Origin of the sequence: Streptomyces sp. NPDC053750 (assembly GCF_044544295.1) — a bacterium.
GTDB lineage: Bacteria > Actinomycetota > Actinomycetes > Streptomycetales > Streptomycetaceae > Streptomyces.
Genome location: NZ_JBITXB010000001.1, coordinates 1002079 through 1024257 on the forward strand (window position 1 = coordinate 1002079; position 22179 = coordinate 1024257).

General features: G+C 72.4%; 24 protein-coding genes and 1 riboswitch. Of the genes, 14 read left to right on the forward strand and 10 right to left on the reverse strand.

Going from position 1 to position 22179, the window contains the following annotated elements; genetic code table 11:
* Window positions 1–48: 48 nt before the first annotated feature.
* Together ACIGO6_RS04445 and ACIGO6_RS04450 are read left to right on the forward strand one after the other, a co-directional pair.
* Window positions 49–1002 carry an ROK family glucokinase gene (locus tag ACIGO6_RS04445; RefSeq protein WP_399871092.1) on the forward strand — a complete coding sequence of 318 codons (954 nt, stop codon included), beginning with the start codon at window positions 49–51 and terminating at the stop codon, window positions 1000–1002.
* 79 nt (window positions 1003–1081) lie between these two features.
* Window positions 1082–1897 (forward strand): endonuclease/exonuclease/phosphatase family protein, encoded by an 816-nt coding sequence (locus ACIGO6_RS04450; RefSeq protein WP_399871093.1) that lies wholly within the window; start codon window positions 1082–1084, stop codon window positions 1895–1897.
* A gap of 9 nt (window positions 1898–1906) precedes the next feature.
* Here ACIGO6_RS04450 and ACIGO6_RS04455 read toward each other — a convergent pair whose 3' ends face one another.
* Both ACIGO6_RS04455 and ACIGO6_RS04460 read right to left on the reverse strand, forming a co-directional pair.
* Window positions 1907–2554 carry a hypothetical protein gene (locus ACIGO6_RS04455; RefSeq protein WP_399871095.1) on the reverse strand — a complete coding sequence of 216 codons (648 nt, stop codon included), beginning with the start codon at window positions 2552–2554 and terminating at the stop codon, window positions 1907–1909.
* A complete protein-coding gene (locus ACIGO6_RS04460; RefSeq protein WP_399871610.1) occupies window positions 2547–3350 on the reverse strand; it encodes an alpha/beta hydrolase in 804 nt (267 codons plus the stop codon). Before ACIGO6_RS04460 ends, ACIGO6_RS04455 begins: the two co-directional genes overlap by 8 nt.
* 156 nt (window positions 3351–3506) lie before the next feature.
* Here ACIGO6_RS04460 and ACIGO6_RS04465 point away from each other — a divergent pair, with 156 nt between their 5' ends.
* The 4 genes from ACIGO6_RS04465 to ACIGO6_RS04480 all read left to right on the forward strand — a co-directional run bounded on the left by ACIGO6_RS04465 (window position 3507) and on the right by ACIGO6_RS04480 (window position 7344).
* Window positions 3507–4295: a lysophospholipid acyltransferase family protein gene (locus ACIGO6_RS04465; RefSeq protein ID WP_399871613.1), complete on the forward strand. Its 789-nt coding sequence runs from the start codon at window positions 3507–3509 to the stop codon at window positions 4293–4295.
* 54 nt (window positions 4296–4349) lie between these two features.
* Window positions 4350–5591 (forward strand): MacS family sensor histidine kinase, encoded by a 1242-nt coding sequence (gene macS, locus ACIGO6_RS04470; protein ID WP_399871097.1) that lies wholly within the window; start codon window positions 4350–4352, stop codon window positions 5589–5591.
* Window positions 5584–6261, forward strand: coding sequence for a response regulator (locus tag ACIGO6_RS04475; RefSeq protein ID WP_399871099.1), 678 nt, complete (start codon window positions 5584–5586; stop codon window positions 6259–6261). The genes macS and ACIGO6_RS04475 overlap by 8 nt, the downstream gene beginning before the upstream one ends.
* 87 nt (window positions 6262–6348) lie before the next feature.
* Window positions 6349–7344 carry a 2-hydroxyacid dehydrogenase gene (locus ACIGO6_RS04480; protein WP_399871101.1) on the forward strand — a complete coding sequence of 332 codons (996 nt, stop codon included), beginning with the start codon at window positions 6349–6351 and terminating at the stop codon, window positions 7342–7344.
* Here ACIGO6_RS04480 and ACIGO6_RS04485 read toward each other — a convergent pair.
* Together ACIGO6_RS04485 and ACIGO6_RS04490 are read right to left on the reverse strand one after the other, a co-directional pair.
* A complete protein-coding gene (locus tag ACIGO6_RS04485) occupies window positions 7296–9239 on the reverse strand; it encodes an anthranilate synthase family protein (RefSeq protein ID WP_399871103.1) in 1944 nt (647 codons plus the stop codon). The genes ACIGO6_RS04480 and ACIGO6_RS04485 overlap by 49 nt on opposite strands.
* A 117-nt stretch (window positions 9240–9356) precedes the next feature.
* Window positions 9357–9413 carry a trp operon leader peptide gene (locus ACIGO6_RS04490; protein WP_399871616.1) on the reverse strand — a complete coding sequence of 19 codons (57 nt, stop codon included), beginning with the start codon at window positions 9411–9413 and terminating at the stop codon, window positions 9357–9359.
* A gap of 104 nt (window positions 9414–9517) precedes the next feature.
* Between ACIGO6_RS04490 and ACIGO6_RS04495 the strand changes: the two genes are divergently transcribed.
* Together ACIGO6_RS04495 and ACIGO6_RS04500 are read left to right on the forward strand one after the other, a co-directional pair.
* A complete protein-coding gene (locus tag ACIGO6_RS04495) occupies window positions 9518–10870 on the forward strand; it encodes a class II 3-deoxy-7-phosphoheptulonate synthase (RefSeq protein WP_399871106.1) in 1353 nt (450 codons plus the stop codon).
* Window positions 10871–11033: 163 nt separating this feature from the next.
* The gene (locus ACIGO6_RS04500; RefSeq protein ID WP_356200172.1) at window positions 11034–11267 is read left to right on the forward strand and encodes a (2Fe-2S)-binding protein; all 234 of its coding nucleotides are present in this window, start codon (window positions 11034–11036) and stop codon (window positions 11265–11267) included.
* 8 nt (window positions 11268–11275) lie between these two features.
* On the opposite strand, the gene bfr is transcribed toward ACIGO6_RS04500, so the two are convergent.
* On the reverse strand, window positions 11276–11779 hold the full coding sequence (gene bfr, locus ACIGO6_RS04505; protein WP_399871109.1) for a bacterioferritin: 504 nt from the start codon (window positions 11777–11779) through the stop codon (window positions 11276–11278).
* Between the two features lie 191 nt (window positions 11780–11970).
* Between bfr and ACIGO6_RS04510 the strand changes: the two genes are divergently transcribed.
* Complete coding sequence (locus tag ACIGO6_RS04510) at window positions 11971–12618, forward strand: sulfite oxidase-like oxidoreductase (RefSeq protein ID WP_399871112.1); 648 nt, start codon at window positions 11971–11973, stop codon at window positions 12616–12618.
* Window positions 12619–12637: 19 nt separating this feature from the next.
* On the opposite strand, the gene ACIGO6_RS04515 is transcribed toward ACIGO6_RS04510, so the two are convergent.
* The 5 genes from ACIGO6_RS04515 to thiO form a co-directional block, all read right to left on the reverse strand.
* Window positions 12638–13528, reverse strand: coding sequence for a deoxyribonuclease IV (locus ACIGO6_RS04515; protein ID WP_399871114.1), 891 nt, complete (start codon window positions 13526–13528; stop codon window positions 12638–12640).
* A gap of 47 nt (window positions 13529–13575) precedes the next feature.
* Complete coding sequence (gene pknB / locus ACIGO6_RS04520) at window positions 13576–15540, reverse strand: Stk1 family PASTA domain-containing Ser/Thr kinase (protein ID WP_399871117.1); 1965 nt, start codon at window positions 15538–15540, stop codon at window positions 13576–13578.
* A gap of 196 nt (window positions 15541–15736) precedes the next feature.
* Window positions 15737–16534 carry a thiazole synthase gene (locus ACIGO6_RS04525; RefSeq protein WP_399871120.1) on the reverse strand — a complete coding sequence of 266 codons (798 nt, stop codon included), beginning with the start codon at window positions 16532–16534 and terminating at the stop codon, window positions 15737–15739.
* 2 nt (window positions 16535–16536) lie between these two features.
* Window positions 16537–16737, reverse strand: a complete 201-nt coding sequence (gene thiS / locus ACIGO6_RS04530) for a sulfur carrier protein ThiS (RefSeq protein ID WP_399871620.1) — start codon at window positions 16735–16737, stop codon at window positions 16537–16539.
* Window positions 16738–16739: 2 nt separating this feature from the next.
* On the reverse strand, window positions 16740–17939 hold the full coding sequence (gene thiO / locus ACIGO6_RS04535; protein WP_399871122.1) for a glycine oxidase ThiO: 1200 nt from the start codon (window positions 17937–17939) through the stop codon (window positions 16740–16742).
* Window positions 17937–18048, reverse strand: a riboswitch (TPP riboswitch). It overlaps the preceding gene by 3 nt.
* Before the next feature lie 51 nt (window positions 18049–18099).
* On the opposite strand from thiO, the gene ACIGO6_RS04540 reads away from it, so the two are divergent.
* The 5 genes from ACIGO6_RS04540 (at window position 18100) to metF (ending at window position 22151) form a co-directional block, all read left to right on the forward strand.
* Window positions 18100–18450: a hypothetical protein gene (locus ACIGO6_RS04540; RefSeq protein ID WP_399871124.1), complete on the forward strand. Its 351-nt coding sequence runs from the start codon at window positions 18100–18102 to the stop codon at window positions 18448–18450.
* A 143-nt stretch (window positions 18451–18593) separates the two neighbouring features.
* A complete protein-coding gene (locus tag ACIGO6_RS04545) occupies window positions 18594–19808 on the forward strand; it encodes an NAD(P)/FAD-dependent oxidoreductase (RefSeq protein ID WP_399871622.1) in 1215 nt (404 codons plus the stop codon).
* 76 nt (window positions 19809–19884) lie between these two features.
* Window positions 19885–20250 carry an Rv2175c family DNA-binding protein gene (locus ACIGO6_RS04550; protein ID WP_399871126.1) on the forward strand — a complete coding sequence of 122 codons (366 nt, stop codon included), beginning with the start codon at window positions 19885–19887 and terminating at the stop codon, window positions 20248–20250.
* 205 nt (window positions 20251–20455) lie between these two features.
* Window positions 20456–21112 carry a thiamine phosphate synthase gene (gene thiE / locus ACIGO6_RS04555; RefSeq protein ID WP_399871127.1) on the forward strand — a complete coding sequence of 219 codons (657 nt, stop codon included), beginning with the start codon at window positions 20456–20458 and terminating at the stop codon, window positions 21110–21112.
* A 115-nt stretch (window positions 21113–21227) separates the two neighbouring features.
* Window positions 21228–22151, forward strand: coding sequence for a methylenetetrahydrofolate reductase [NAD(P)H] (metF, locus tag ACIGO6_RS04560; RefSeq protein WP_399871129.1), 924 nt, complete (start codon window positions 21228–21230; stop codon window positions 22149–22151).
* The last annotated feature ends 28 nt before the right edge of the window (window positions 22152–22179 follow it).

The following is a 22179-nucleotide window of genomic DNA, read 5'->3' on the forward strand; positions in this document are numbered from 1 at the left end:
CCTCGGGTACGGTTGCCCTTAGCGGGGCTCGACCGAACTGAGGGATTCATGGGACTCACCATCGGCGTCGACATCGGCGGCACGAAGATCGCGGCCGGCGTGGTCGACGAGGAAGGCAACATCCTCTCGACCCACAAGGTGCCGACCCCCACCACGCCCGAGGCGATCGTGGACGCCATCGCCTCCGCGGTGGAGGGGGCGCGCGCGGGGCACGACATCGTCGGCGTGGGCATCGGCGCCGCCGGATACGTCAACCGCCAGCGCTCGACGGTCTACTTCGCGCCCAACATCGACTGGCGCCAGGAGCCGCTCAAGGACAAGGTCGAGGCCCGCGTCGGCCTCCCGGTCGTCGTGGAGAACGACGCCAACGCCGCGGCCTGGGGCGAGTACAAGTTCGGCGCCGGCAAGGGCCACCGCAACGTCATCTGCATCACCCTCGGCACCGGCCTCGGCGGCGGCATCATCATCGGCAACAAGCTGCGGCGCGGCCACTTCGGCGTGGCCGCCGAGTTCGGCCACATCCGCATGGTGCCGGACGGCCTGCTGTGCGGCTGCGGCTCGCAGGGCTGCTGGGAGCAGTACGCGTCGGGCCGGGCGCTGGTGAGGTACGCCAAGCAGCGCGCCAACGCCACCCCCGAGCGCGCCGAGGTGCTGCTCGCGCTCGGTGACGGCACCCCCGACGGCATCGAGGGCAAGCACATCTCCGTCGCCGCCCGCCAGGGCTGCCCGGTCGCCGTCGACTCCTACCGGGAGCTGGCCCGCTGGGCCGGCGCCGGCCTCGCCGACCTGGCCTCGCTCTTCGACCCGTCCGCCTTCATCGTCGGCGGGGGCCTCTCCGACGAGGGCGACCTGGTCCTCGACCCGATCCGCAAGTCCTACAAGCGGTGGCTGGTCGGCGGCAACTGGCGTCCGGTCGCCGACGTGATCGCCGCCCAGCTCGGCAACAAGGCCGGCCTGGTGGGCGCGGCCGACCTGGCCCGGGAGCCCGACCCGGTGATGTGACGGCCGTAGGACCCTCGCGTACGACAGTGCCCGTCGAGCCCCGTCCGGGGACGGCGGGCCTCGTCGTATCTTGATCCGCATGGCAACGTCGTCCCTCCCTCCTCTCCCCAACTCCCTTACCGAGCCCGACGGTTCCGCCGTCGTCCGGGTCCTCGGCTACAACATCCGCTCGATGCGCGACGACACCGACGCCCTCGCCCGGGTCATCGCCGGCTGCGCCCCCGACCTCGTCCTCCTCCAGGAGGCCCCCCGCTTCTTCCGCTGGCGCAAGAAGCTCACCCGGCTCGCCGCGGCGTCCGGGATGGTGCTGCTCTCCGGCGGCGCCCCGGCCGCCGGGCCCGCGCTGCTGTGCTCCCTGCGGGCCACCGTGGAGCGCACCGAGGACGTGCTGCTCCCACTCACCCCCGGCCGGCACCGCCGGGGCCTCGCCACCGCCGTGGTCCGCTTCGGCGGCGCCCGCCTGGGCGTCGTGAGCTGTCACCTCTCGCTGGAGAGCGACGAGCGGTACGCGCAGGCGGGTCTGCTCCTCGACCGGGTCGCGGGCCTCGGCGTGCAGCACGCGGTGGTGGGCGGCGACCTGAACGAGCGTCCCGGCGGCCGCACCTTCCGGCGGCTCGGCGACGGGCTGCGGGACTGCTGGACCGCCGCGCCCTGGGGCGGCGAGTACACCTTCTCCGCCACCGCCCCCGACCGGCGCATCGACGCGGTCTTCGTCACGGAGGGCGTCGACGTACTGGGCTGCGGGGTACCGCTGGGACTCGCCGGGGTCGCCGAGGACGACCTGAGGGCGGCCACGGACCACCTGCCGGTCCTGACCGCCCTCCGTGTACCCGCGGCCTCCCAGGCCCTGTCGTCACATTCCCGCCTGCCCGGCGGGCGGACGACGGGCATGTGACGACAGGGCCTAGACCACCGCGCCCCGCCCCGGATCGTCGTCGTCCTCGTCGCCCGGGTGCATCCGCATGAACAGCGTGGCGAAGCCGCCGAGGAAGCCGCCGATGCTCAGGGTCGTCAGCCACCAGGTCATGTCCCAGCCGAGCACCACGGCCAGCAGGAGCAGCACCGGGCCGCCCAGCACGCCCAGCCAGGCGAACTTCGCGGTGGTGTCCCCCTCGGGGAGCGGGGGCGGCTCGGGCGGTACGAAGTGGCCCTCGTCGTCCTGGTCGAGATCGTCGTCCGAGGGTTCGGCCAGGCTGTGGTCGCGCGGGCCGACACCGGGAGCGAACGCCACGGAGCTGCCCAGCGGCCGGGCCGAGGCGGGCCGGTCCGCCGCGGGCTTGTCGGCGTGCTGCTCGTCGGCATCCGGCTCGTCGTCGTTCGTCTCCGCCTCCAGGAGCGCCAGGTCCTCCACCGACTTGAACGGCTTCGCGCCCGGCGGGTCCGGCGGCTCGTCCCCGTACCCGGCGACGATCGCGGCCCAGGCGGCGTCCTCGTCGACGGGCACGCCCTGCTCGCCGGGCACGCGCTCCTGAGCGCGCTCCCGGCCCTCGCGGTGCTCCCGCTCCACGTCCCGCTCCTCGCGGTCCTCGCGGTCGGAGTGGTGCTCAGCCACCTGCGGCCGTCCCTTCCTTGCCGAGACCGGGCTCCGGCTCCCTGACGGAACCGGGCGCGAGCCGGCCGATGAACGCGACGCTCTCCGCGAAGATCCGGTCCGCGTCATGGTCCAACGTCGCCACGTGGTAGCTCTGTTCCAGCAGGACCTCCGTCACGTCCGTGGACGAGACCCGGCCGAGAATGCGGGCCGAGTCGGCCGGCGGCACCACATGGTCCTGGGGGCTGCGCAGGAGCAACAGCGGCTGCGTGACCTGCGGCAGGTCGCCGTCCGCGAGACGGAAGAAGGCGCGCAGCGAATGGGCCGCGTGCAGCGGCACCCTGTCGTACCCCAGCTCCGTGCTGAGCGGCTTGGCGATGTCGCTGGCGATGCCCTTCGTCGCGGGCAGCAGATGGCGCAGGACCGGAAGGGCGTGCTGGGCCACGCCGTGCATCCGGTTCGCCGGGTTGACGACCACGACGCCGGAGACGGCGTCCCCGTGCCTGGCGGCGAGCCGCAGCGCCAGCGCGCCGCCCATCGACAGCCCGGCCACGAAGACGCGCGCGCAGCGCTCCCGCAGGGCGCGCAGCTCGCGGTCCACCTCCGCGTACCAGTCCTGCCAGCCGGTGACCTGCATGTCCTGCCAGCGTGTGCCGTGCCCGGGCAGCAGCGGCAGCGCGACGGTCAGGCCGCGCGCGGCGAGGTGCTGGGCCCACGGGCGCAGCGACTGCGGGGAACCGGTGAAGCCGTGGCAGAGGAGGACACCGGCCTCCCCGCCCTCGTGGCGGTACGGCTCGGCTCCGGGCAGGACCGGCACGTCTCGGTCTCCTGTCATCAGGGGTGCGGGTACTTGCGGGTACTTCACCGTACGCGACCGCACTGACACCGACCAGGGCCGTCGGGGCCATTGACGCCGCCCCGGGATAGGGTCTGACCCACAGACACAGGAGGCACTCGGTTGTTGTACGGCGCGATGAAGGTCACCGTCGGGGGTTCGCTGAAGCTCGCCTTCCGGCCCTGGGTGGAAGGCCTGGAGCACATCCCGGCCGACGGCCCCGCCATTCTGGCGAGCAACCACCTGTCGTTCTCCGACTCGTTCTTCCTGCCCGCGGTCCTCGACCGCAAGGTCACGTTCATCGCCAAGGCCGAGTACTTCAACACCCCCGGGGTCAAGGGCCGGCTGACCGCCGCGTTCTTCAAGGGCGTCGGCCAGCTCCCCGTGGACCGCTCCGGCGCGCGCGGCGCCGGCGAGGCCGCCATCAAGAGCGGCATAGAGGTCCTGGAGCGCGGCGAGCTGTTCGGGATCTACCCCGAGGGCACCCGCTCCCCGGACGGCCGCCTCTACCGCGGCAAGCCGGGCGGCCTCGCGCGCGTGGCGCTCGCCACCGGCGCGCCCGTCATCCCGGTCGCCATGATCGACACCGAGAAGATCCAGCCGCCCGGCAAGGTGGTGCCGAAGCTGATGCGGCCCGGCATCCGCATCGGCAGGCCCCTGGACTTCACCCGCTACCAGGGCATGGAGCACGACCGTTTCGTGCTCCGCGCGGTGACCGACGAGGTCATGTACGAGATCATGAAGCTCTCCGGCCAGGAGTACGTCGACATGTACGCGACCGCCATGAAGCGGCAGATCGCGGAGGCGGCCAAGGCCGAGAAGGAAGCGGGCAAGGCGGCGAAGGCCGCGCTCGCGCAGGCGGAGAAGGAACAGGCGGCCAAGGAGAAGGCGGCGGCCGAGCAGGGCCGGTCCGCCGGCGACCGGTAGCCGGCCGCCGCGCGGGAGCGGGAACGTACGGGCGGGCCGGGGGGACGGGGGGACATGGCCAGGCGCGAGAGAGTCATGAGGATGTCGGTCGAGCAGCCGCTGTGGCGCGCGCTCGCCGGCTACCGCGTCCTCACCATGCTGTACGCGATCGGCTTCTTCGTCACCGCCTACTCCGGCTTCGCCCGCCCCTGGCTCGCCGTCGCCTACTACGCCGTCCTCTTCGTCTGGACCCTCGCCACCCTCCCCAGGGTCGCGAACGCGGCGAGCTGCACCAAGCGGTTCCTCGCCGCCGACCTCACCGTCGCGCTCACCGGCATCCTGCTCACCCCCTTCGCCGACGCGCACGAGCGGGTCATGGACGGCGGCCCGACCCTGCCGTCGATATGGACCGCCGGCTCCGTCCTGGCCTTCGCCATCAAGGGCGGCTGGCGCTGGGCGGCCGTCGCCTCCACCCTCGTCGCCGTCGCCAACCTGGTCGAACGCGGCACCCCCGCCCGCGACACCGTCCACAACGTGATCCTCGTCTGGGTCGCGTCCATCGCCATCGGCTACGTCGTCGAGGTCGCCCGCGCCTCCGAGCGCACCCTCGCCCGCGCCCTGGAGATCGAGGCGGCGACCAGGGAACGGGAGCGCCTCGCCCGGGACATCCACGACAGCGTGCTCCAGGTGCTCGCGATGGTGCAGCGGCGCGGCGCCGTCATCGGCGGCGAGGCGGCCGAACTGGGCCGCATGGCCGGCGAACAGGAGGTGGCCCTGCGCACCCTGGTCTCCGGAGGTCTGGTGCCCGTCTCCCGCGTGTCGGAGGACGCCGCCGAGGGCGCGGTCGTACGGGCGGTGGAGGAACCCGAACGGGACGACCCGGACGGCCCCGTCGACCTGCGCGCCCTGCTCGCCCCGTACGCCGGCTCCCTCGTGAACCTCGCCGAGCCGGGCGCGCCGGTCCTGCTGGCCCCGCCCGCGGCCCGGGAGCTCGCGGCCGCCGTGGGCGCCGCCCTGGACAACGTACGGCGGCACGTCGGCGAGGACGCGCGCGCGTGGATCCTGGTCGAGGACGAGCCGGACGAGGTGATCGTCACCGTCCGCGACGAGGGGCCCGGCATCCCGGAGGGGCGGCTCGCCGAGGCCGAGGGGGAGGGGCGCCTCGGCGTGGCCCTGTCGATCCGGGGCCGGCTGCGCGACCTCGGCGGCACCGCCGAGCTGATCTCGGTGCCGGGACAGGGAACCGAGGTCGAACTGAGGGCACCGAAGGAATCCGGCGGCGCCGCCGCACGGGGGAAGGCAGCGGACCATGAGTGAACGACAGCACCCGATCAAGGTCATGGTCGTCGACGACCACCCGATGTGGCGCGACGCCGTCGCCCGGGACCTGGCCGAGTCGGGCTTCGACGTGGTCGCCACCGCCGGCGACGGCGACCAGGCGGTGCGCCGTGCCCGGGCCGTCGCGCCCGACGTCCTCGTGCTCGACCTCAACCTGCCCGGCAAGCCCGGCGTCCAGGTCTGCAAGGAGGTCGTCGGCGCCGACCCGAAGCTGCGCGTCCTCGTGCTCTCCGCGAGCGGGGAGCACGCCGATGTCCTGGAGGCGGTGAAGTCCGGCGCGACCGGATACCTGCTGAAGTCGGCCTCCACCGAGGAGTTGCAGGACGCGGTGCGCCGCACGGCCGCCGGGGACCCGGTCTTCACCCCCGGTCTGGCCGGGCTGGTCCTCGGCGAGTACCGCCGCCTGGCCTCCGAACCGGCCCCCGCAGCCGAGACCGGCGAGCCCGGGGCGCCCCGGCTCACCGACCGCGAGACCGAGGTGCTGCGCCTGGTCGCCAAGGGCCTGAGCTACAAGCAGATCGCCGAACGCCTCGTCATCTCCCACCGCACCGTCCAGAACCACGTCCAGAACACCCTCGGCAAGCTCCAGCTGCACAACCGCGTGGAACTCGTGCGGTACGCGATAGAGCGCGGACTCGACGACGAGTAGCCGACTCGACGACGAGTCTCCGGCCGACCGGCGGGCCCGGGCCAGGCGCCGTATATTCGGCCCGGAGCCCAGCAGACGGGAGCGTTCATGGAGATCCTGGCCTTCGGCGTCCAGGCCGACGAGCAGCCCCTGATCGAGCAGGCCTTCCACGGCCACCACGAGATCCGCTGTCTCGACGTCTTCCTCAACGAGGACACCGCCCCCATCGCGGCCGGCCACGAGATCGTCTCCACCTCCGTCAACGCCGACCTCGGCTCCCCCGTCCTGGAGCTCCTCGCGGCCGGCGGCACCCGGATGGTGGCCCAGCGCTCCACCGGCTTCAACAACATCGACCTCGACACGGCGGCGCGACTCGGCATGACCGTCGCCCGGGTGTCGTACTACTCCCCGTACTCCGTCGCCGAGTTCGCCTGGGCCCTGGCCATGGCGGTCAACCGGCGGATCGTGCGGGCCTCCAACCGCACCCGCGACTTCGACTTCCGCCTGCAGGGCCTGATGGGCCGGGACATGCACGGCCGCACCGCCGGTGTCCTCGGCACCGGCAAGATCGGCGAGGCCTTCGCCCGGATCGCCCACGGCTTCGGCATGCGGCTGCTCGGCTGGGACATCGCCGAGAACCCCGCCTGCATGGAACTCGGCATGCGCTACGTACCCAAGGACGAGCTGCTCGCCCAGTCCGACCTGATCACCCTGCACGTCCCGCTGATGCCCGAGACCCGGCACCTGATCGACGCGACCGCGCTGAAGTCGATGCGGGACGACGCGATCCTGGTCAACTCCAGCCGCGGCGGCCTGATCGACACCGCCGCCCTGGTCGGGGAGCTGCGCGCGGGCCGCTTCACGGGCGTGGGCCTCGACGTGTACGAGGCGGAGGCGGGCCTGTTCTTCCTCGACAGGTCTCTCGAGGCCGTCGAGGACGACACCCTGGCCCGCCTCGTCACCTTCCCGAACGTGCTGGTCACCTCGCACCAGGCGTACTACACCGAGGACGCCGTCGGCCAGATCGTCGACACCACGGTGCGCAACGTCCTCGACTACCTAGAGGGCCGCCGCTCGGAGAACGTGCTCGTGCCGCGCAACTGACCCACCAGCTCCCGCACGACCGCCGCGCCGTTCAGCGTCAGCACCGACTCCGGGTGGAACTGGACCCCCGCGAAGCCGTCCCCGCGCAGCGCGTGCACCTCGCCGTTCGCGGCGCGGCTCACCTCGATGCCGTGCGCGGCCAGCTCACCGGCCGTCTCGTCGTCGCAGCGCGCGGTGAAGCTGTTGTAGAAGCCGACGGTCTCGCGCCGCCCGAACAGGTCGATCTCCGTCTGCGCCCCCTGGTACGGCACCTCCTTGCGGACGACGTCCAGCCCCAGCTCCGCCGCGATCAGCTCGTGCCCGAGGCAGACGCCGAGGACGCCGTGCCGGTGGTCCCGGATCACCTCGGCGGTCAGGGCGCGCAGGAAGCGCATCTTGGGGTCGGCCACGTCGGACGGGTCACCGGGGCCGGGGCCCAGCACCACCGGCCCCTCGTGCCCGAGCACCGCCTCCCGCAGCCCCGGCTCGTCGTACCGCCGTACGCTCACGGCGAGCCCCGACGAGCGCAGCACGTGCGCGAGCATCGCGGTGAAGGTGTCCTCCCCGTCGACGACCAGGGCGTGCCCCTCCAGCACGTTGGACGGCTCCTGCATCCGCAGCCAGAACGGCGCCAGCGAGGCCCGGCGCCCGTCCAGCGCCGCCCGCACCCGGAGGTCGTCGGCGAGCCTCGGCCGCTGGGCCTCCGTGCGCGGCCGGGACGGACGTACGCCCAAGGCGGCCAGGACCCCGGCCGCCTTGGCGTGGGTCTCGGCGACCTCGCCCGCCGGGTCCGAGCCCCGCACCAGCGTGGCGCCGACCGGCACCCGCAGCCCGCCGTCCGCGTCGATGTCGGCGGTGCGGATGAGGATGGGGGAGTCGAGGGTCTGCGCCCCGCCGGCGTCCCGGCCGAGCAACGCCAGCGCCCCCGCGTAGTAGCCGCGTCCTCCGGCCTCGTGCCGTTCGATGACCCGGCAGGCGTTCTGCACCGGCGACCCGGTGACCGTCGCCGCGAACATGGTCTCCTTCAGCACCTCCCGCGCGTCCAGCGAGGAACGGCCGCGCAGCTCGTACTCGGTGTGCGCGAGGTGTGCCATCTCCTTCAGCCGGGGCCCCACGACCACGCCGCCCATGTCACCGACGGTGCACATCATCTTGAGCTCCTCGTCGACCACCATCGACAGCTCCTCGATCTCCTTGCCGTCGGCGAGGAAGCGCAGCAGGTGCTCGGGGGTCGGGCCCTCGGCCGGATAGCGGTACGTCCCGCTGATCGGGTTCATCACGACCGTGCCGCCGGACATCCGCACGTGCACCTCGGGGCTCGCGCCCACCAGCGTCCGCCCTCCCGTCGCCCGCCCCCGCCCTTCCAAGGAAGGCCCTTCGGGCCCTTTCTCATTTCCGGTGTGCACCACGAACGTCCAGTACGCGCCCCGCTCGCCCTCCAGCAGCCGCCGGAACAGCGCCAGCGCGTCGGCCCGCCCGAACCCGGGGATCTCGCCCCGGTACGTCCGCCGGATCACGAAGTTGGCGCCCTCGCCCCGCCCGATCTCCTCCTCCAGCACCCGCCCGACGATGCCGGCGTACTCCTCGTCACCGACGTCGAAGCCGCCGCCCTCGACGCGGACGTCGTGCGAGGGGAGCCGGTCGAGGGCCTCGGCGAGCGGGATCTCGTACCGCTCCTCGGGGGTCAGCACCAGCAGCGGCGTGCCGTCGTCGCGCACGTCGAACCCGCGCTCGCGGATCTGCCGGAAGGGGACGAGCGCCAGCCCCTCGTCGGGGAGGTCGGCGAGCCGGTCGTGCTCCGTCACCGGGCCGAGCAGCAGCTCCACGGTGTCGTGATCGTGGCCGGGGGTGCGGCGGCGCAGCAGGGCGAACGGGCGGGGGTCGGCGGTCAGGTCGCGCAGATCGGGCAGTGCCATGGGTCCGTGTCCTCTCGGTCTCTCGCTGAGACTCTCGGTGGGAGGAACGGTCCCCGGTCGCGAAAACACCGAAGGCCGCCCCTCGGGCGGCCTTCGCGAAGTCTTGCGTACGCGCAGTCAGTGGGCCGCCGGATGAGCGGTCCACCACCAGTTCTGGATCCAATGCGCGAACATACGCCGCAGCGTACCCCACTGCCGGGTGTCCGCAGGGCGTTCCGTGTGTCTCAAACCCTGGGCATGGGGCGGGAGCGGCGTTCCGACCCCGTAGTGTTGACGACGTGACCGTGAACGCTAAGACCAGCCCGAGCGCTGGCAACACCTGGCGAGACCTGCCCGCGGCGCAGCAGCCCGAGTACCCCGACACCGAGGCTCTGCGCGCAGTGATCGCGGACCTCGAGTCGTATCCGCCGCTCGTCTTCGCGGGCGAGTGCGACCAGCTGCGCGCCCGGATGGCGGCCGTCGCCAAGGGAGAGGCGTTCCTCCTCCAGGGCGGCGACTGCGCCGAGGCCTTCGACGCGGTGTCCGCGGACCACATCCGCAACAAGCTCAAGACGCTGCTCCAGATGGGCGCCGTGCTCACGTACGCGGCGTCCGTGCCCGTGGTGAAGGTGGGCCGGATCGCCGGCCAGTACTCCAAGCCGCGCTCCAAGCCGACCGAGACCCGCGACGGCGTGACCCTGCCGACCTACCGCGGCGACTCCGTCAACGGCTTCGACTTCACCGAAGAGGCCCGTATCCCGGACCCCGAGCGGCTCAAGCGCATGTACCACGCCTCGGCCTCCACGCTGAACCTGGTGCGCGCCTTCACCACCGGCGGTTACGCCGACCTGCGCCAGGTGCACGCCTGGAACCAGGACTTCGTGAAGTCGTCCCCGTCCGGCCAGCGCTACGAGCAGCTCGCCCGGGAGATCGACAACGCGCTGAACTTCATGCGGGCCTGCGGCACCGACCCGGAGGAGTTCAAGACCGTCGAGTTCTTCTCCTCGCACGAGGCGCTGCTGCTCGACTACGAGTCGGCGCTCACCCGCGTCGACTCGCGCACCGGTCAGCTGTACGACGTCTCCGGCCACATGGTGTGGATCGGTGAGCGCACCCGGCAGCTGGACCACGCGCACATCGAGTTCGCCTCGCGCATCCGCAACCCGATCGGCATCAAGCTCGGCCCGACGACGACGGCCGAGGAGGCGCTGCAGTACATCGAGCGCCTGGACCCGGAGCGCGAGCCCGGCCGGCTGACCTTCATCGTCCGCATGGGCGCGGACAAGATCCGCGACAAGCTCCCGGAGCTGGTCGAGAAGGTCACCGCCTCCGGTGCCACGGTCGCCTGGATCACCGACCCGATGCACGGCAACACCTACGAGGCGGCCTCCGGGCACAAGACCCGCCGCTTCGACGACGTGCTCGACGAGGTCAAGGGCTTCTTCGAGGTCCACAAGTCGCTCGGCACCCACCCGGGCGGCATCCACGTGGAGCTGACCGGTGACGACGTCACCGAGTGCGTGGGCGGCGGCGACGAGATCTTCGTCGACGACCTGCACCAGCGCTACGAGACGGCCTGCGACCCGCGGCTCAACCGCAGCCAGTCGCTCGACCTGGCGTTCCTGGTGGCGGAGATGTACCGGGATCAGTGACGGTCGGCCCTTCGGGGCCGGTGAAATGGGGCGCGGGTCACACGAGATCCGCGCCCCCTTCACTTTTGCCAACCCTGTGCGATGGGTAAGGTTAGGTTTGCCTCACCGATCAGTCGGGCCCTCCGGTCTTCGGTACGGCACGACCTTGTACCCCGCCCGGGAGGTGAACCGCGTGTTCGTCTGCAGTTGCTTCGGTGTCACCGAGGAACAGGTGAAGAGCCACGCGGAGGCCGGCGCCTGCACGCCCCGGCAGATCGCTTCCGCCTGCAAGGCAGGCACCGACTGCGGCGGCTGCGTACGGCGCATCCAGGCCCTGCTCGGCCGCGGGGCGTGCCCCCGCCGGCAGCTGGCCGACCAGGGCGAACCGGTCCTCTCGGAGCTCCCCGAAGCCGCCTAGGACGGGTCCTAGAGCGAGCCGGGGCCGGACGCGTCCGGCTGGGACTGCTCGATGACCGTCGAGAGGTAGAGCGACTCGCCCAGCTTCTCGATCAGCTCCAGCTGGGTGTCCAGGTAGTCGATGTGGTGCTCCTCGTCGGCGAGGATCGCCTCGAAGACGTTGGCCGACGTGATGTCGTTCTTGTTGCGCATCACCTCGATGCCGCGGCGCAGCCGGTCGATCGCCTCGACCTCGATCTCCCGGTCGGCCTGGAACATCTCGGTCACGCTCTGGCCGACCCGCACGTGGAAGAGCCGCTGGTAGTTGGGCAGACCGTCCAGGAGCAGGATGCGGTCGGTGAGCACCTCGGCGTGGCGCATCTCGTCGAAGGACTCCGCCCGCGTGTACTTCGCGAGCTTGGTCCAGCCCTTGTGGTCCTGCAGCTTCGCGTGAAGGAAGTACTGGTTGATCGCCGTGAGCTCGGCGGTGAGCTGCTCGTTGAGGAATTCGATGACCTCGGGGTCGCCCTGCATCGCGTGAAGCTCCTTCGAACGGGAACTGGCGTGTTGCGCCGCATGATTGCACCGGCACCGAAGATCGTCCAGTAAGTGTTGACTTAGTAAGTAAGTACAGGCTTAGTCGGTGTTGTTCGCATTTCTTCCGTTTGCCCGAATATGAGTGGGGTGAGTGAAGGGCATCGGTCCGGGTCTGTCAGGATGGAGGCATGGGTCAGCCGGTGGGACACGAATCGGGAGAAGGCGGTTCGGCAGGAGCGTCCTCCTTCGAGCTCCCGCCGGGGCAGCGACTGCAGCGCGGCTGGCCGGTCACGCACTACGGACCGGTCCCCAAGTTCCGTCCGGAGCGCTGGGAGTTCCGTGTCTTCGGCGCCACGGCCGACGGCGAGAAGCACGGCTGGACCCACGACGAGTTCACCGCCCTGCCGTACACCACGGTCGTCGCCGATCTGCACTGCGTCACGAAGTTCAGCATGCTCGGCGCCGAGTGGGGCGGCGTGCCGGCCGCCACGATCCTGGACCTCGCCCCGCCCGCGCCCGCCGTCACCCATGTGATGGTGTGGGCGGAGTACGGATTCAGCTCCAACCTCCGGCTGTCCGACTTCGCCGCCGAGCGCACCCTCTTCGCCACCCACAAGGACGGCGAGCTGCTCACCGCCGAGCACGGCTTCCCGCTCCGGCTGGTCGTCCCGCACCTGTACGCCTGGAAGGGCCCGAAGTGGGTCCGCGGGATCGAGTACATGACCGCCGACCGCCGCGGCTTCTGGGAGGAGCGCGGCTACCACAACATCGGCGACCCCTGGCGGGAGCAGCGCTATTCCTACCAGGAGGAGCCCGGGGACGGCCCCGAGCTCTGACCTGCCCGTTCCGGGCGGATCAGCCGTCGCGCAGCTTCTTCAGCCGCTCCACGTCCGCAGCGTGCCCCTCCTTGCCGCCCGGCGTCTCGATGACCAGCGGCACGCCCTCGGTCGCGGGGTGGGTCATCAGCGCCCGGAACGGGTCCTCGCCGATGTGACCGGCGCCGATGTTCTCGTGCCGGTCCTTGTGCGCGCCGGCCACGTCCTTGGAGTCGTTGGCGTGGATCAGCTTCAGCCGGCCCTCGCCGACCGTGTCCACCAGCAGGTCGAGCGTCTGGTGCATGCCGGACGGCCCGGTCAGGTCGTGCCCCGCCGCGAAGATGTGGCAGGTGTCCAGGCAGACGCCCAGCTTCGGGTGGGCGTCCAGCGCCTCGAAGTACGGGCCGAAGTCCCAGGTCCGCGAGCACAGGGAGGCGCCCTGGCCGGCGGTCGACTCCAGCAGCAGGTACGGGTCGTCGTCGTGGGTGAGCTCGTCCAGCAGCGGCAGCATGTACTCCCGTACCTGCTTCAGCGCCACCGACCGCTCGCGTCCGCCGGTCGCACTGCCGGTGTGCACCACCACGCCGAGCGCCCCGATCGCCCGCCCGCGCCGCAGCGAGTGGCGCAGCGACTCCACCGACCGCTCCACCGTCGCCTCGGTGTGCGAACCGAAGTTGATCAGGTACGGGGCGTGCACGTACGCGGGGATCGACCCGGCCGCGCAGGCCTCCCGGAACGCCTCGTCCTGCTGCGGGTTGCCGGCCGGTGTGGCCCAGCCGCGCGGGTTGGCGACGAAGACCTGCACGGCCTCCGCCTTCAGCTCACGGGCGTAGGACAGACCCACGGAGTGCAGGCCGCCGGCCACGGGGACGTGGCCGCCGACGGGGTTGCGGGGCAGTGCGGGGGAGGGGGCGGACTGTTGACTGTTCACCCATTCAGGGTGTCATGCCTGGTCGCTGCGGCGGACCGTGAGAGCGGTCACCTGATGGTGATCTTGATGGTGGAGCCCTTGGGTGCCGTGTCCCCGCCGGCCACGGACTGGTCCTTCACGGTGTCGCCGAACAGCCCGAGCAGCCCGCGGTCCTCGTCCACCTCGAAACCGGCGTCCTTCAGCTTCCGCTTGGCGTCGTCCACGCTGTCGCCGACCACGTCCGGGACCTCGATCATCTCGGGGCCCTTGGACACCGTGAGCGTCACCGTGTCGCCCTCGGCGGCCCTGCTGCCGACGCCGGGCGTCTGCCGGGCGACCTGGCCCCTGTCGTACGCGGAGTTCACCTGCTCGGTGGCGACCTTTACCTTCAGGCCGGCCTCCGTCAGCTCGGCCCGCGCGTCGGACAGGTCCTCCCCGGTGACGTCCGGGACGTCCACCGGGCTGCCCTTGCTGACGACCAGGGCGACCGCCGAGCCCGCGCGCACCGTGGTGCCCGTCTTCGGCTTCGTGGAGATGACGAAGCCCTTGGGGACCTCCTCGCTGAACGCCCGGGTCACCATGCCCGGCTCCAGACCCTCGTCCTTCAGCAGGGTCCGGGCCCGGTCCAGCCGGTAGCCCTGCACGTCCGGCAGCTTCACGGTGTCGGGGCCGTCGGAGACCGTGATCGACACGGAGTCGTTCCTGCGGATCCGGTCGCCCACCTCCGGGTCGGTGCTGATGACCTTGCCGCGCTCCACGGTGTCGCTGTAGGCGTGCCGGACCGTGCCGACGTCCAGACCGGCGTCGTCCAGCTGGTCCCGGGCCTGCGCCTCGGTCTTGGACAGCAGCGGCGGCACCTTGGTGAACTGGCCGGAGTTGATGTACCAGACGCCGGTGCCGACACCGAGCACCAGGAGCACGGCCACGACGATCGTCAGCGGGCCGCGCCGCAGCTCCGGGCGGCGGCGCCGGGGCGGGGCCGACGGGGGAGAGGCCAGTCGGCTGGTGCGATGGACTCCGTCCCCGTTCCCGTCCGCGGCGAAGCCGTGAGGCGTGCCGTCGCCCTCGTCCTCGTTGACGGGCAGCGGCCGGGGCATGGTGAGCGCGCGGGGGATCACGCTGGTGCGGTCCTCCGCGTTGTCGTGCTCCGCGGTGAGTGCCTGCGGCGGCACCGCGTCCAGCTGCTCGGTGGTCAGCGCCCCGCGCGTCCGGCGGGCCTGCGCGAGCAGCGCCACGGCATCGTGCGGACGGATCTCCGCGTTGCGCGCCGTCGCCGCGGCGACCAGCTCGTCCAGCTCGGCCGCCGTCCCCGGCACGGCGGCCGAGGGCGGCGGCACGTCCTCGTGCAGGTGCTTGTAGAGCACCGCGGCGGGGGAGTCCCCCTCGTGCGGCCTGCCGCCGGTCAGCATCTCGTACAGCACGACCCCGCACGCGTACACGTCGACCCGCGGGTCGGCCGTGCCGTGCTCGATCTGCTCGGGCGCCAGGTAGGAGACCGTGCCGAGGACGGCACCGGTGGTGCTGGTGACCGTGTCCACGGCCCGGACCAGTCCGAAGTCGGCGACCTTGACCCTGCCGTCGTCCCCTATCAGGACGTTCTCCGGCTTCATGTCCCGGTGCACGAACCCGGCCCGGTGCGCGGCACCGAGCGCGGCCAGCACCGGCTCCAGGATGTCCAGCGCGGCCCGCGGCTGGAGCGCACCGCGCTCACGGAGCACGTCGCGCAGGGTGCAGCCGGCGATGTACTCCATCGCCAGGTAGACGTACGCCCCCTCGGCGCCCTGGTCGAAGACCTGCACGACGTTGGGGTGGTCGAGCCGGGCCACCGACTTGGCCTCGCGGATGAACCGCTCGACGAAGGTGGCGTCGGTCGCGAGCGTCGGGTGCATCACCTTCAGCGCGAGCACGCGGTCCAGGCGGGTGTCCACGGCCCGGTAGACCGTGGCCATCCCGCCGACCGCGATCCGCGCCTCGACGCGGTACCGGCCGTCGAGCACCTGCCCGACGAGAGGGTCCTGAAGGGTCGTGTCCACGCAGGCGAGTGTACGAGCCACCACGGACACCCGACGCCGCCGCGGACGATGGCGGCCGCTACTGCAGCGGACCTGTGACGCTTCCCACGCACGGTCGGCCGACGACGGCGACGAACCCCCACGGGCAAGGTCCACCTCTTGTCCGACCGGAACGGGCGGTGCGCGGGTGGGTGACGAAGCCCAGGACAGCGCAGGGTCACTGAAAAGCGGGCCGCTCCGGATCCAGCACCGCCAGGCCCTCCGCAGGAGAGGACGCCTCGGCGAAGTGCCGCCGCGGAATCCGCCCGGCCCGCCGGGCCAACCTCCCCGCCTCCACCGCGAACCGCATCCCCTCCGCCATGAGAACCGGCTCCTGCGCCCGCGTCACCGCCGAGGCGAGCATCACACCCGCACACCCCAGCTCCATCGCCAGCGCCACGTCCGACGCCGTACCGGCCCCCGCGTCCAGGATCACCGGCACACGCGCGTGCTCCACGATCAGCTCGAAGTTGTGCGGGTTGCGGATGCCGAGCCCCGACCCGATCGGCGAACCGAGCGGCATGATCGCCGCACACCCGACGTCCTCCAGCTTCCGCGCGAGGACCGGGTCGTCGTTCGTGTACGGCAGCACCGTGAACCCGTCGTCGACCAGCGTCTCCGCCGCGTCCAGCAACTCGATCGGGTCCGGCAGCAGGGTGCGCTCGTCGGCGATGACCTCCAGCTTGACCAGATCGGTGCCGAGGGCCTCGCGTGCGAGACGGGCGGTGAGGACCGCCTCCCCGGCGGTGAAGCAGCCGGCCGTGTTCGGCAGCACCCGGATGCCGAGCTTCTCCAGCACCGACAGCACGGACCCGTGCACCGAGGCGTTCACGCGCCGCATCGCGACGGTCGTCAGCTCCGTCCCGGAGGCCACGAGGGCCCGCTCCAGCACGTCGAGGCTGGGCGCCCCGCCCGTACCCATGATCAGGCGGGAGCCGTACGTCGTGTCGCCGAGGACAAAGGGATCGTCGGCCATGGTCAGCCTCCTTGGACGGCGGTGAGGACTTCGACGCGGTCGCCGTCGGCCAGGGCGGTGGCGGACCACTGCGCGCGCGGGACGACGGTTTCGTTCAGGGCGGCGGCCACTCCGGACGGCGCGGCGGTGAGCGTGCCCACCAGGGCGTCCAGGGCCGTACCGGGAGCCACCTCGCGCGGCTCGCCGTTGACGGAGACGGAAATGGTCATGCGGACTGCTCCGAGAGTGCGGGGGCGGCGCTGAAGCGCCGGGGGGTGAAGGGACGGGCCTCGGCCGGGAGCTCCCCCGTGGTCAGGGCGTGCGCCATGGCGTCGCCGGTGACCGGGGTGAGCAGGACGCCGTTGCGGTAGTGCCCGGTGGCCAGCAGCAGCCCCTCCAGCCCGGTCGGGCCGAGCAGCGGGGCGTTGTCCGGGGAGCCGGGGCGCAGGCCCGCCCGCGTCTCCGTCAGGGGCAGCTCCGTGATGCCGGGAACCAGCTCGTGGGCGTCGCGCAGCAACTCGTAGACGCCGCCCGCGGTCACCGTCGTGTCCCAGCCCAGCTCCTCGGTGGTGGCGCCGACGACGAGCTCGCCGCTCTCCCGGGGCACCAGGTAGACGGCGTTGCCGCGCACCACGGCACGCACCGTCCGGTTCAGCAGCGGCCCGTGCGTCCGCGGCATCGTCAGCCGCAGCACCTGCCCCTTCACCGGCCGCACCGGCGGCAGCACGGCCTCCGGGACGCCCGCGAACCGCCCGCTCAGGCTGCCCCCGGCCAGCACCACCTGCCCCGCCTCCAGCGCGGTGCCGTCGGCCGTGACGACCCCCGTGGCCCGCTCGCCGCCGTGCCCGAGAGTGAGCCGGTCGGCCCACACGCGGTGGAAGACCACGCCCGCGCGTTCGCAGGCGGCCACGAGCGCGCCGGCCAGGCGCCGGGGGTCGATCTGGTGGTCGCCGTCCACCCGCAGCCCCCCGCGCACACCCGGCGCGAGCATCGGCTCCAGACGCCGGCACTCGCGCCCGGACAGCCACTCGGACTCCAGGCCCGAGCGCTGCTGGAGCGCGTGCAGTTCGCGCAGGTGGGCGCGGTCGTCGGCGTCCAGGGCGACGGCGAGGGTGCCGCACCGCCGGTAGCCGAGGTCGTGCCCCGTCAGATCGGTGAGCTCCGCCGCGAACTCCGGATAGCGGCGGGCCGAGGCGAGGTTCAGCGCGAGCAGGGTCTGCTCGCCGTAGTGCAGTTCCGTGACGGCGGCCAGCATTCCGGCCGCCACCTGGGCGGCCCCACCGCCCGGTTCGGGGTCCACGAGGGCCGTGACGAGTCCGCGCTGCGCGGCCCGCCAGGCCGTGACCAGGCCGATCACACCGCCCCCTACGACGAGGACGTCCGCGGCACGCGAGGACGTACGCGGTGATGTGCGAGATGACGACATGGGCGTCCAGCCCCTCCCTTCGCCGGCATGACCCGGATCAGGTTCGTACGGTCGGAGGCCGCCAGCCTCCCTCTCAGCCCGGTGCGTCCGGGCTCCCGCGAGTGCTTTACGTTGGCCACCCTAGCCCGCAGAGCGCAGCACTTGTAAGGGAGCCTCCCCCGTGGCCCGTTCACTCGACGGTCTCGTCCTCGCCCCCGTCGCCGACCAGGCGCCCGGCCAGGTGGGTACCCGCACCCGGTTCCTCTATCACGAGCAGGACGGCGCCGTATGGGCCGAGTACGAGGGCGGCGACGTCGTCCGCGGCCGTCTGGTGGGTACCCGGGACGGCGACCGGCTCGACTTCCGGTACGTGCAGCTCAAGACCGACGGCAGCACCTCGTCGGGACACTGCCTGTCGACCGTCGTCGAGCTGCCGGACGGGCGGGTGCGCCTGGACGAGACCTGGGAGTGGGAGTCGCAGCAGGGCAGCGGGACGAGCGTCGTGGAGCAGGTCACTGCGCACGAGCACTGACTGACCTTTCGTCAGGTGTCTAAGGTGATCAGGTGAGCGAGCAGACGCAGGAGCACGGACACGGACACGGACACGGGCCGGCGCAGGAGCAGGAGCAGGAGCAGGAGCAGGAGCAGGAACGGGCAGCGGGCGGCGAGCGCCGTGTGGTCGTGGTGGGCGCCGGCATGGCCGGTGTGCAGACCGCGGTCGCCCTGCGGGAGCAGGGCTTCACCGGCTCCGTGACACTGATCGGCGCGGAGCCGCACCAGCCGTACGACCGCCCCCCGCTGTCCAAGGCCGTCCTGCTCGGCACGGCCGAGGGCTCCGCCTTCGACGTCGACTTCGAGGCGCTCGGCATCACGCTGCGGCTCGGCTGCGAGGCCCTGGGCCTGCGTCCCGGCGAGCACCTCCTCGACACCTCCGCCGGCCCCGTGCCGTACGACGTCCTCGTCCTCGCGACCGGCGCCGAACCGAACCGGCTGCCCGGCACCGAGGGCGTGCAAGGCGTGCACCTGCTGCGCACCCTGGACGACGCCGAACGGCTGCGCCCGGTGCTCGCCCGGCAGCACGACATCGTGGTCGTCGGCGCCGGCTGGATCGGCGCCGAGTTCGCGACCGCCGCGCGCGAGGCGGGCTGCGCCGTGACCGTCGTGGAGGCCGCCGACCGGCCCCTGGCCGACGCGCTGCCCGCCGAGGTCGCCGCGCCGATGACCGCCTGGTACGCCGACGCCGGCGCCGTACTGCGCACGCACGCGCGCGTGGAGCGCGTCGAGCCCGGCGACGCCGGGGGGACCGGTCACGTCGTCCTCGACGACGGCTCCCGGCTGCCCGCCGGCGCGGTCGTCGTCGGCATCGGCGCCCGGCCCGCCACCGCCTGGCTCGCCGGCTCCGGGATCGGCCTCGGCGCGCACGGCGACGTCCTGGCCGACGACCGCCTGCGCACCTCCGCGCCGGACGTCTACGCGGTCGGCGACTGCGCGTCCTTCCCGTCGGGCCGCTACGGCGAGCGGCTGCTGGTGCACCACTGGGACAACGCCCTCCAGGGCCCGCGCACGGTCGCCGCCGACATCATCGGCGCCGCCACCGGCGAGGCCCCGGCGGCCTACGACCCGGTGCCGTACTTCTGGTCCGAGCAGTTCGGCCGCTTCGTCCAGTACGCCGGGCACCACACGGCCGCCGACACCACCCTGTGGCGCGGCGACCCCGCGGGCCCCGCCTGGACGGTCTGCTGGCTGCGGGAGGACCGGCTGGTCGCCCTGCTGGCGGTGGGCCGCCCCCGTGACCTGGCCCAGGGCAAACGCCTGATCCAGGCGGGTACGGTGCTGGATCCGCGGCTGCTGGCCGACCCGGCGAGGCCGCTGAAGGCGGCGACGGCGTAGTCCGGCCGCCCGGTCCGTAGCCCGGGTCGGCCGGGTCCGGCTTCCGACTGTCAGTGGCAGATGGCAGGCTTGTGACGTGACCGAGATTGACGCAAAGATCGATGCTCTCGTGCCTGCCTGGCTCACCGTCCCCGACATCGCCGAGATGCTCGGCGTCGAGGTGACCCGCGTGCGCCAGCTGATCAAGGAAGGCCAGCTCATCGCCGTACGCCGCGGTGAGAACCGCGCGCTGCACGTCCCCGCGGCCTTCATCGACGAGGACAAGGTCGTCAAGGGCCTGGTCGGAACGCTGACGCTGCTGCGGGACGACGGCTTCACGAACGAGGAGATGCTGGAGTGGCTCTTCACTCCCGACGAGAGCCTGCCGGGCACGCCCGCTCAGGCGCTGAGTGAGAACCGCGGCACGGAGGTGAAGCGCCGCGCCCAGGCGCTCGCCGTCTGACCCGACCCACCACGCCCGGCGCACGGGCACCGTGGACCCCAGGGTCCCGGGGCTCGTGCGCCGACGCCCGTGACCGGTCGGCGCCGCCCGACACCCCGTTCGTAGTCTGTACCCGATCCGCAGGGCCGCGGGCCGGCCGCAGCCCGTAAGCCGAGGGCGCGCGGCCCGCCGTGGGCCCACGCCACCGACCCGGGGGGACACCCGCATGCCCGACACCGCCTCGACCGCCCGCACCCGGCTCGCCGACGCCCTGCTCTACCTGTGCACGGACGCCCGCCGCGACCAGGGCGACCTGCCCGAGTTCCTGGACGCCGTGCTGGCCGCCGGCGTCGACATCGTGCAGTTGCGCGACAAGGGCATGGAGGCGGGGGAGGAGCTGGAGCACCTCGAGGTCTTCGCCGACGCCTGCGCCCGCCACGGCAAGCTCCTCGCGGTCAACGACCGCGCGGACGTCGCCCACGCCGCCCGCGCCGACGTACTGCACCTGGGGCAGCGCGACCTCCCGGTACCCGCCGCCCGGGCGATCCTCGGCGACGACGTCCTCGTCGGCCGCTCCACCCACGCCGAGGCCGAGGCCGCCGCTGCCGCCACCCAGGAGGGCGTGGACTACTTCTGCACGGGGCCGTGCTGGCCCACCCCCACCAAGCCGGGCCGCCACGCGCCGGGCCTCGACCTGGTCCGGTACACGGCGTCCCTGGGCACCGACCGCCCCTGGTTCGCCATCGGCGGCATCGACCTCGGCAACCTCGACGAGGTGCTGGCGGCGGGCGCCCGGCGTGTCGTCGTCGTCCGCGCGATCACGGCGGCGGACGACCCGGGCGCGGCGGCCGCCGAGTTCGCGAAGCGGCTGCGGGAGGCGTAGGCGGGCCGGGCGCGTGCCCGAGGCATGTGTCCAAGGGGTGGACAACAACTCGACAAAGCGGACAAATGTCCCGCATCCGGTTGGGGGACCGCCGCCCCCTGGCTAACCTGCCCGTATGGCCCTCGGAACCGCATCCACCAGGACTGATCGCGCACGCACCGTGCGCGACATCCTCGCCGCAGGCAAGACGACGTACTCGTTCGAGTTCTCGGCGCCGAAGACGCCCAAGGGTGAGAAGAACCTGTGGAGCGCGCTCAGGCGGGTGGAAGCAGTCGCCCCCGACTTCGTCTCCGTGACCTACGGCGCCGGCGGTTCCACCCGCTCGGGCACGGTCAGGGAGACCCAGCAGATCGTCGCCGACACGACGCTGACCCCCGTCGCCCACCTCACCGCGGTCGACCACTCGATCGCGGAGCTGCGCAACATCATCGGTCAGTACGCCGACGCCGGGATCCGCAACATGCTGGCCGTGCGCGGCGACCCGCCCGGCGACCCGACGGCCGAGTGGGTCGCGCACCCGGAAGGCCTGACCTACGCCGCCGAACTGGTCCGGCTCATCAAGGAGTCCGGCGACTTCTGCGTCGGCGTCGCGGCCTTCCCGGAGATGCACCCGCGCTCCGCCGACTGGGACGCGGACGTGACCCACTTCGTCGACAAGTGCCGGGCCGGCGCCGACTACGCGATCACGCAGATGTTCTTCCAGCCCGAGTCGTACCTGCGCCTGCGCGACAAGGTGGCCGCGGCCGGCTGCGAGACCCCGATCATCCCCGAGGTCATGCCGGTGACCAGCGTGAAGATGCTGGAGAGGTTGCCAAAGCTCAGCAACGCCTCCTTCCCGGCCGAGCTGAAAGAGCGGATCCTCACAGCAAAGGACGATCCGACGGCTGTACGCTCCATTGGCATCGAGTTCGCCACGGAGTTCTGCGCGCGGCTGCTGGCCGAGGGTGTTCCCGGACTGCACTTCATCACGCTCAACAACTCCACGGCGACCCTGGAAATCTACGAGAACCTGGGCCTGCACCACCCACCGCGGGCCTAGACCGGCCGCACGTATTTACGACACACTG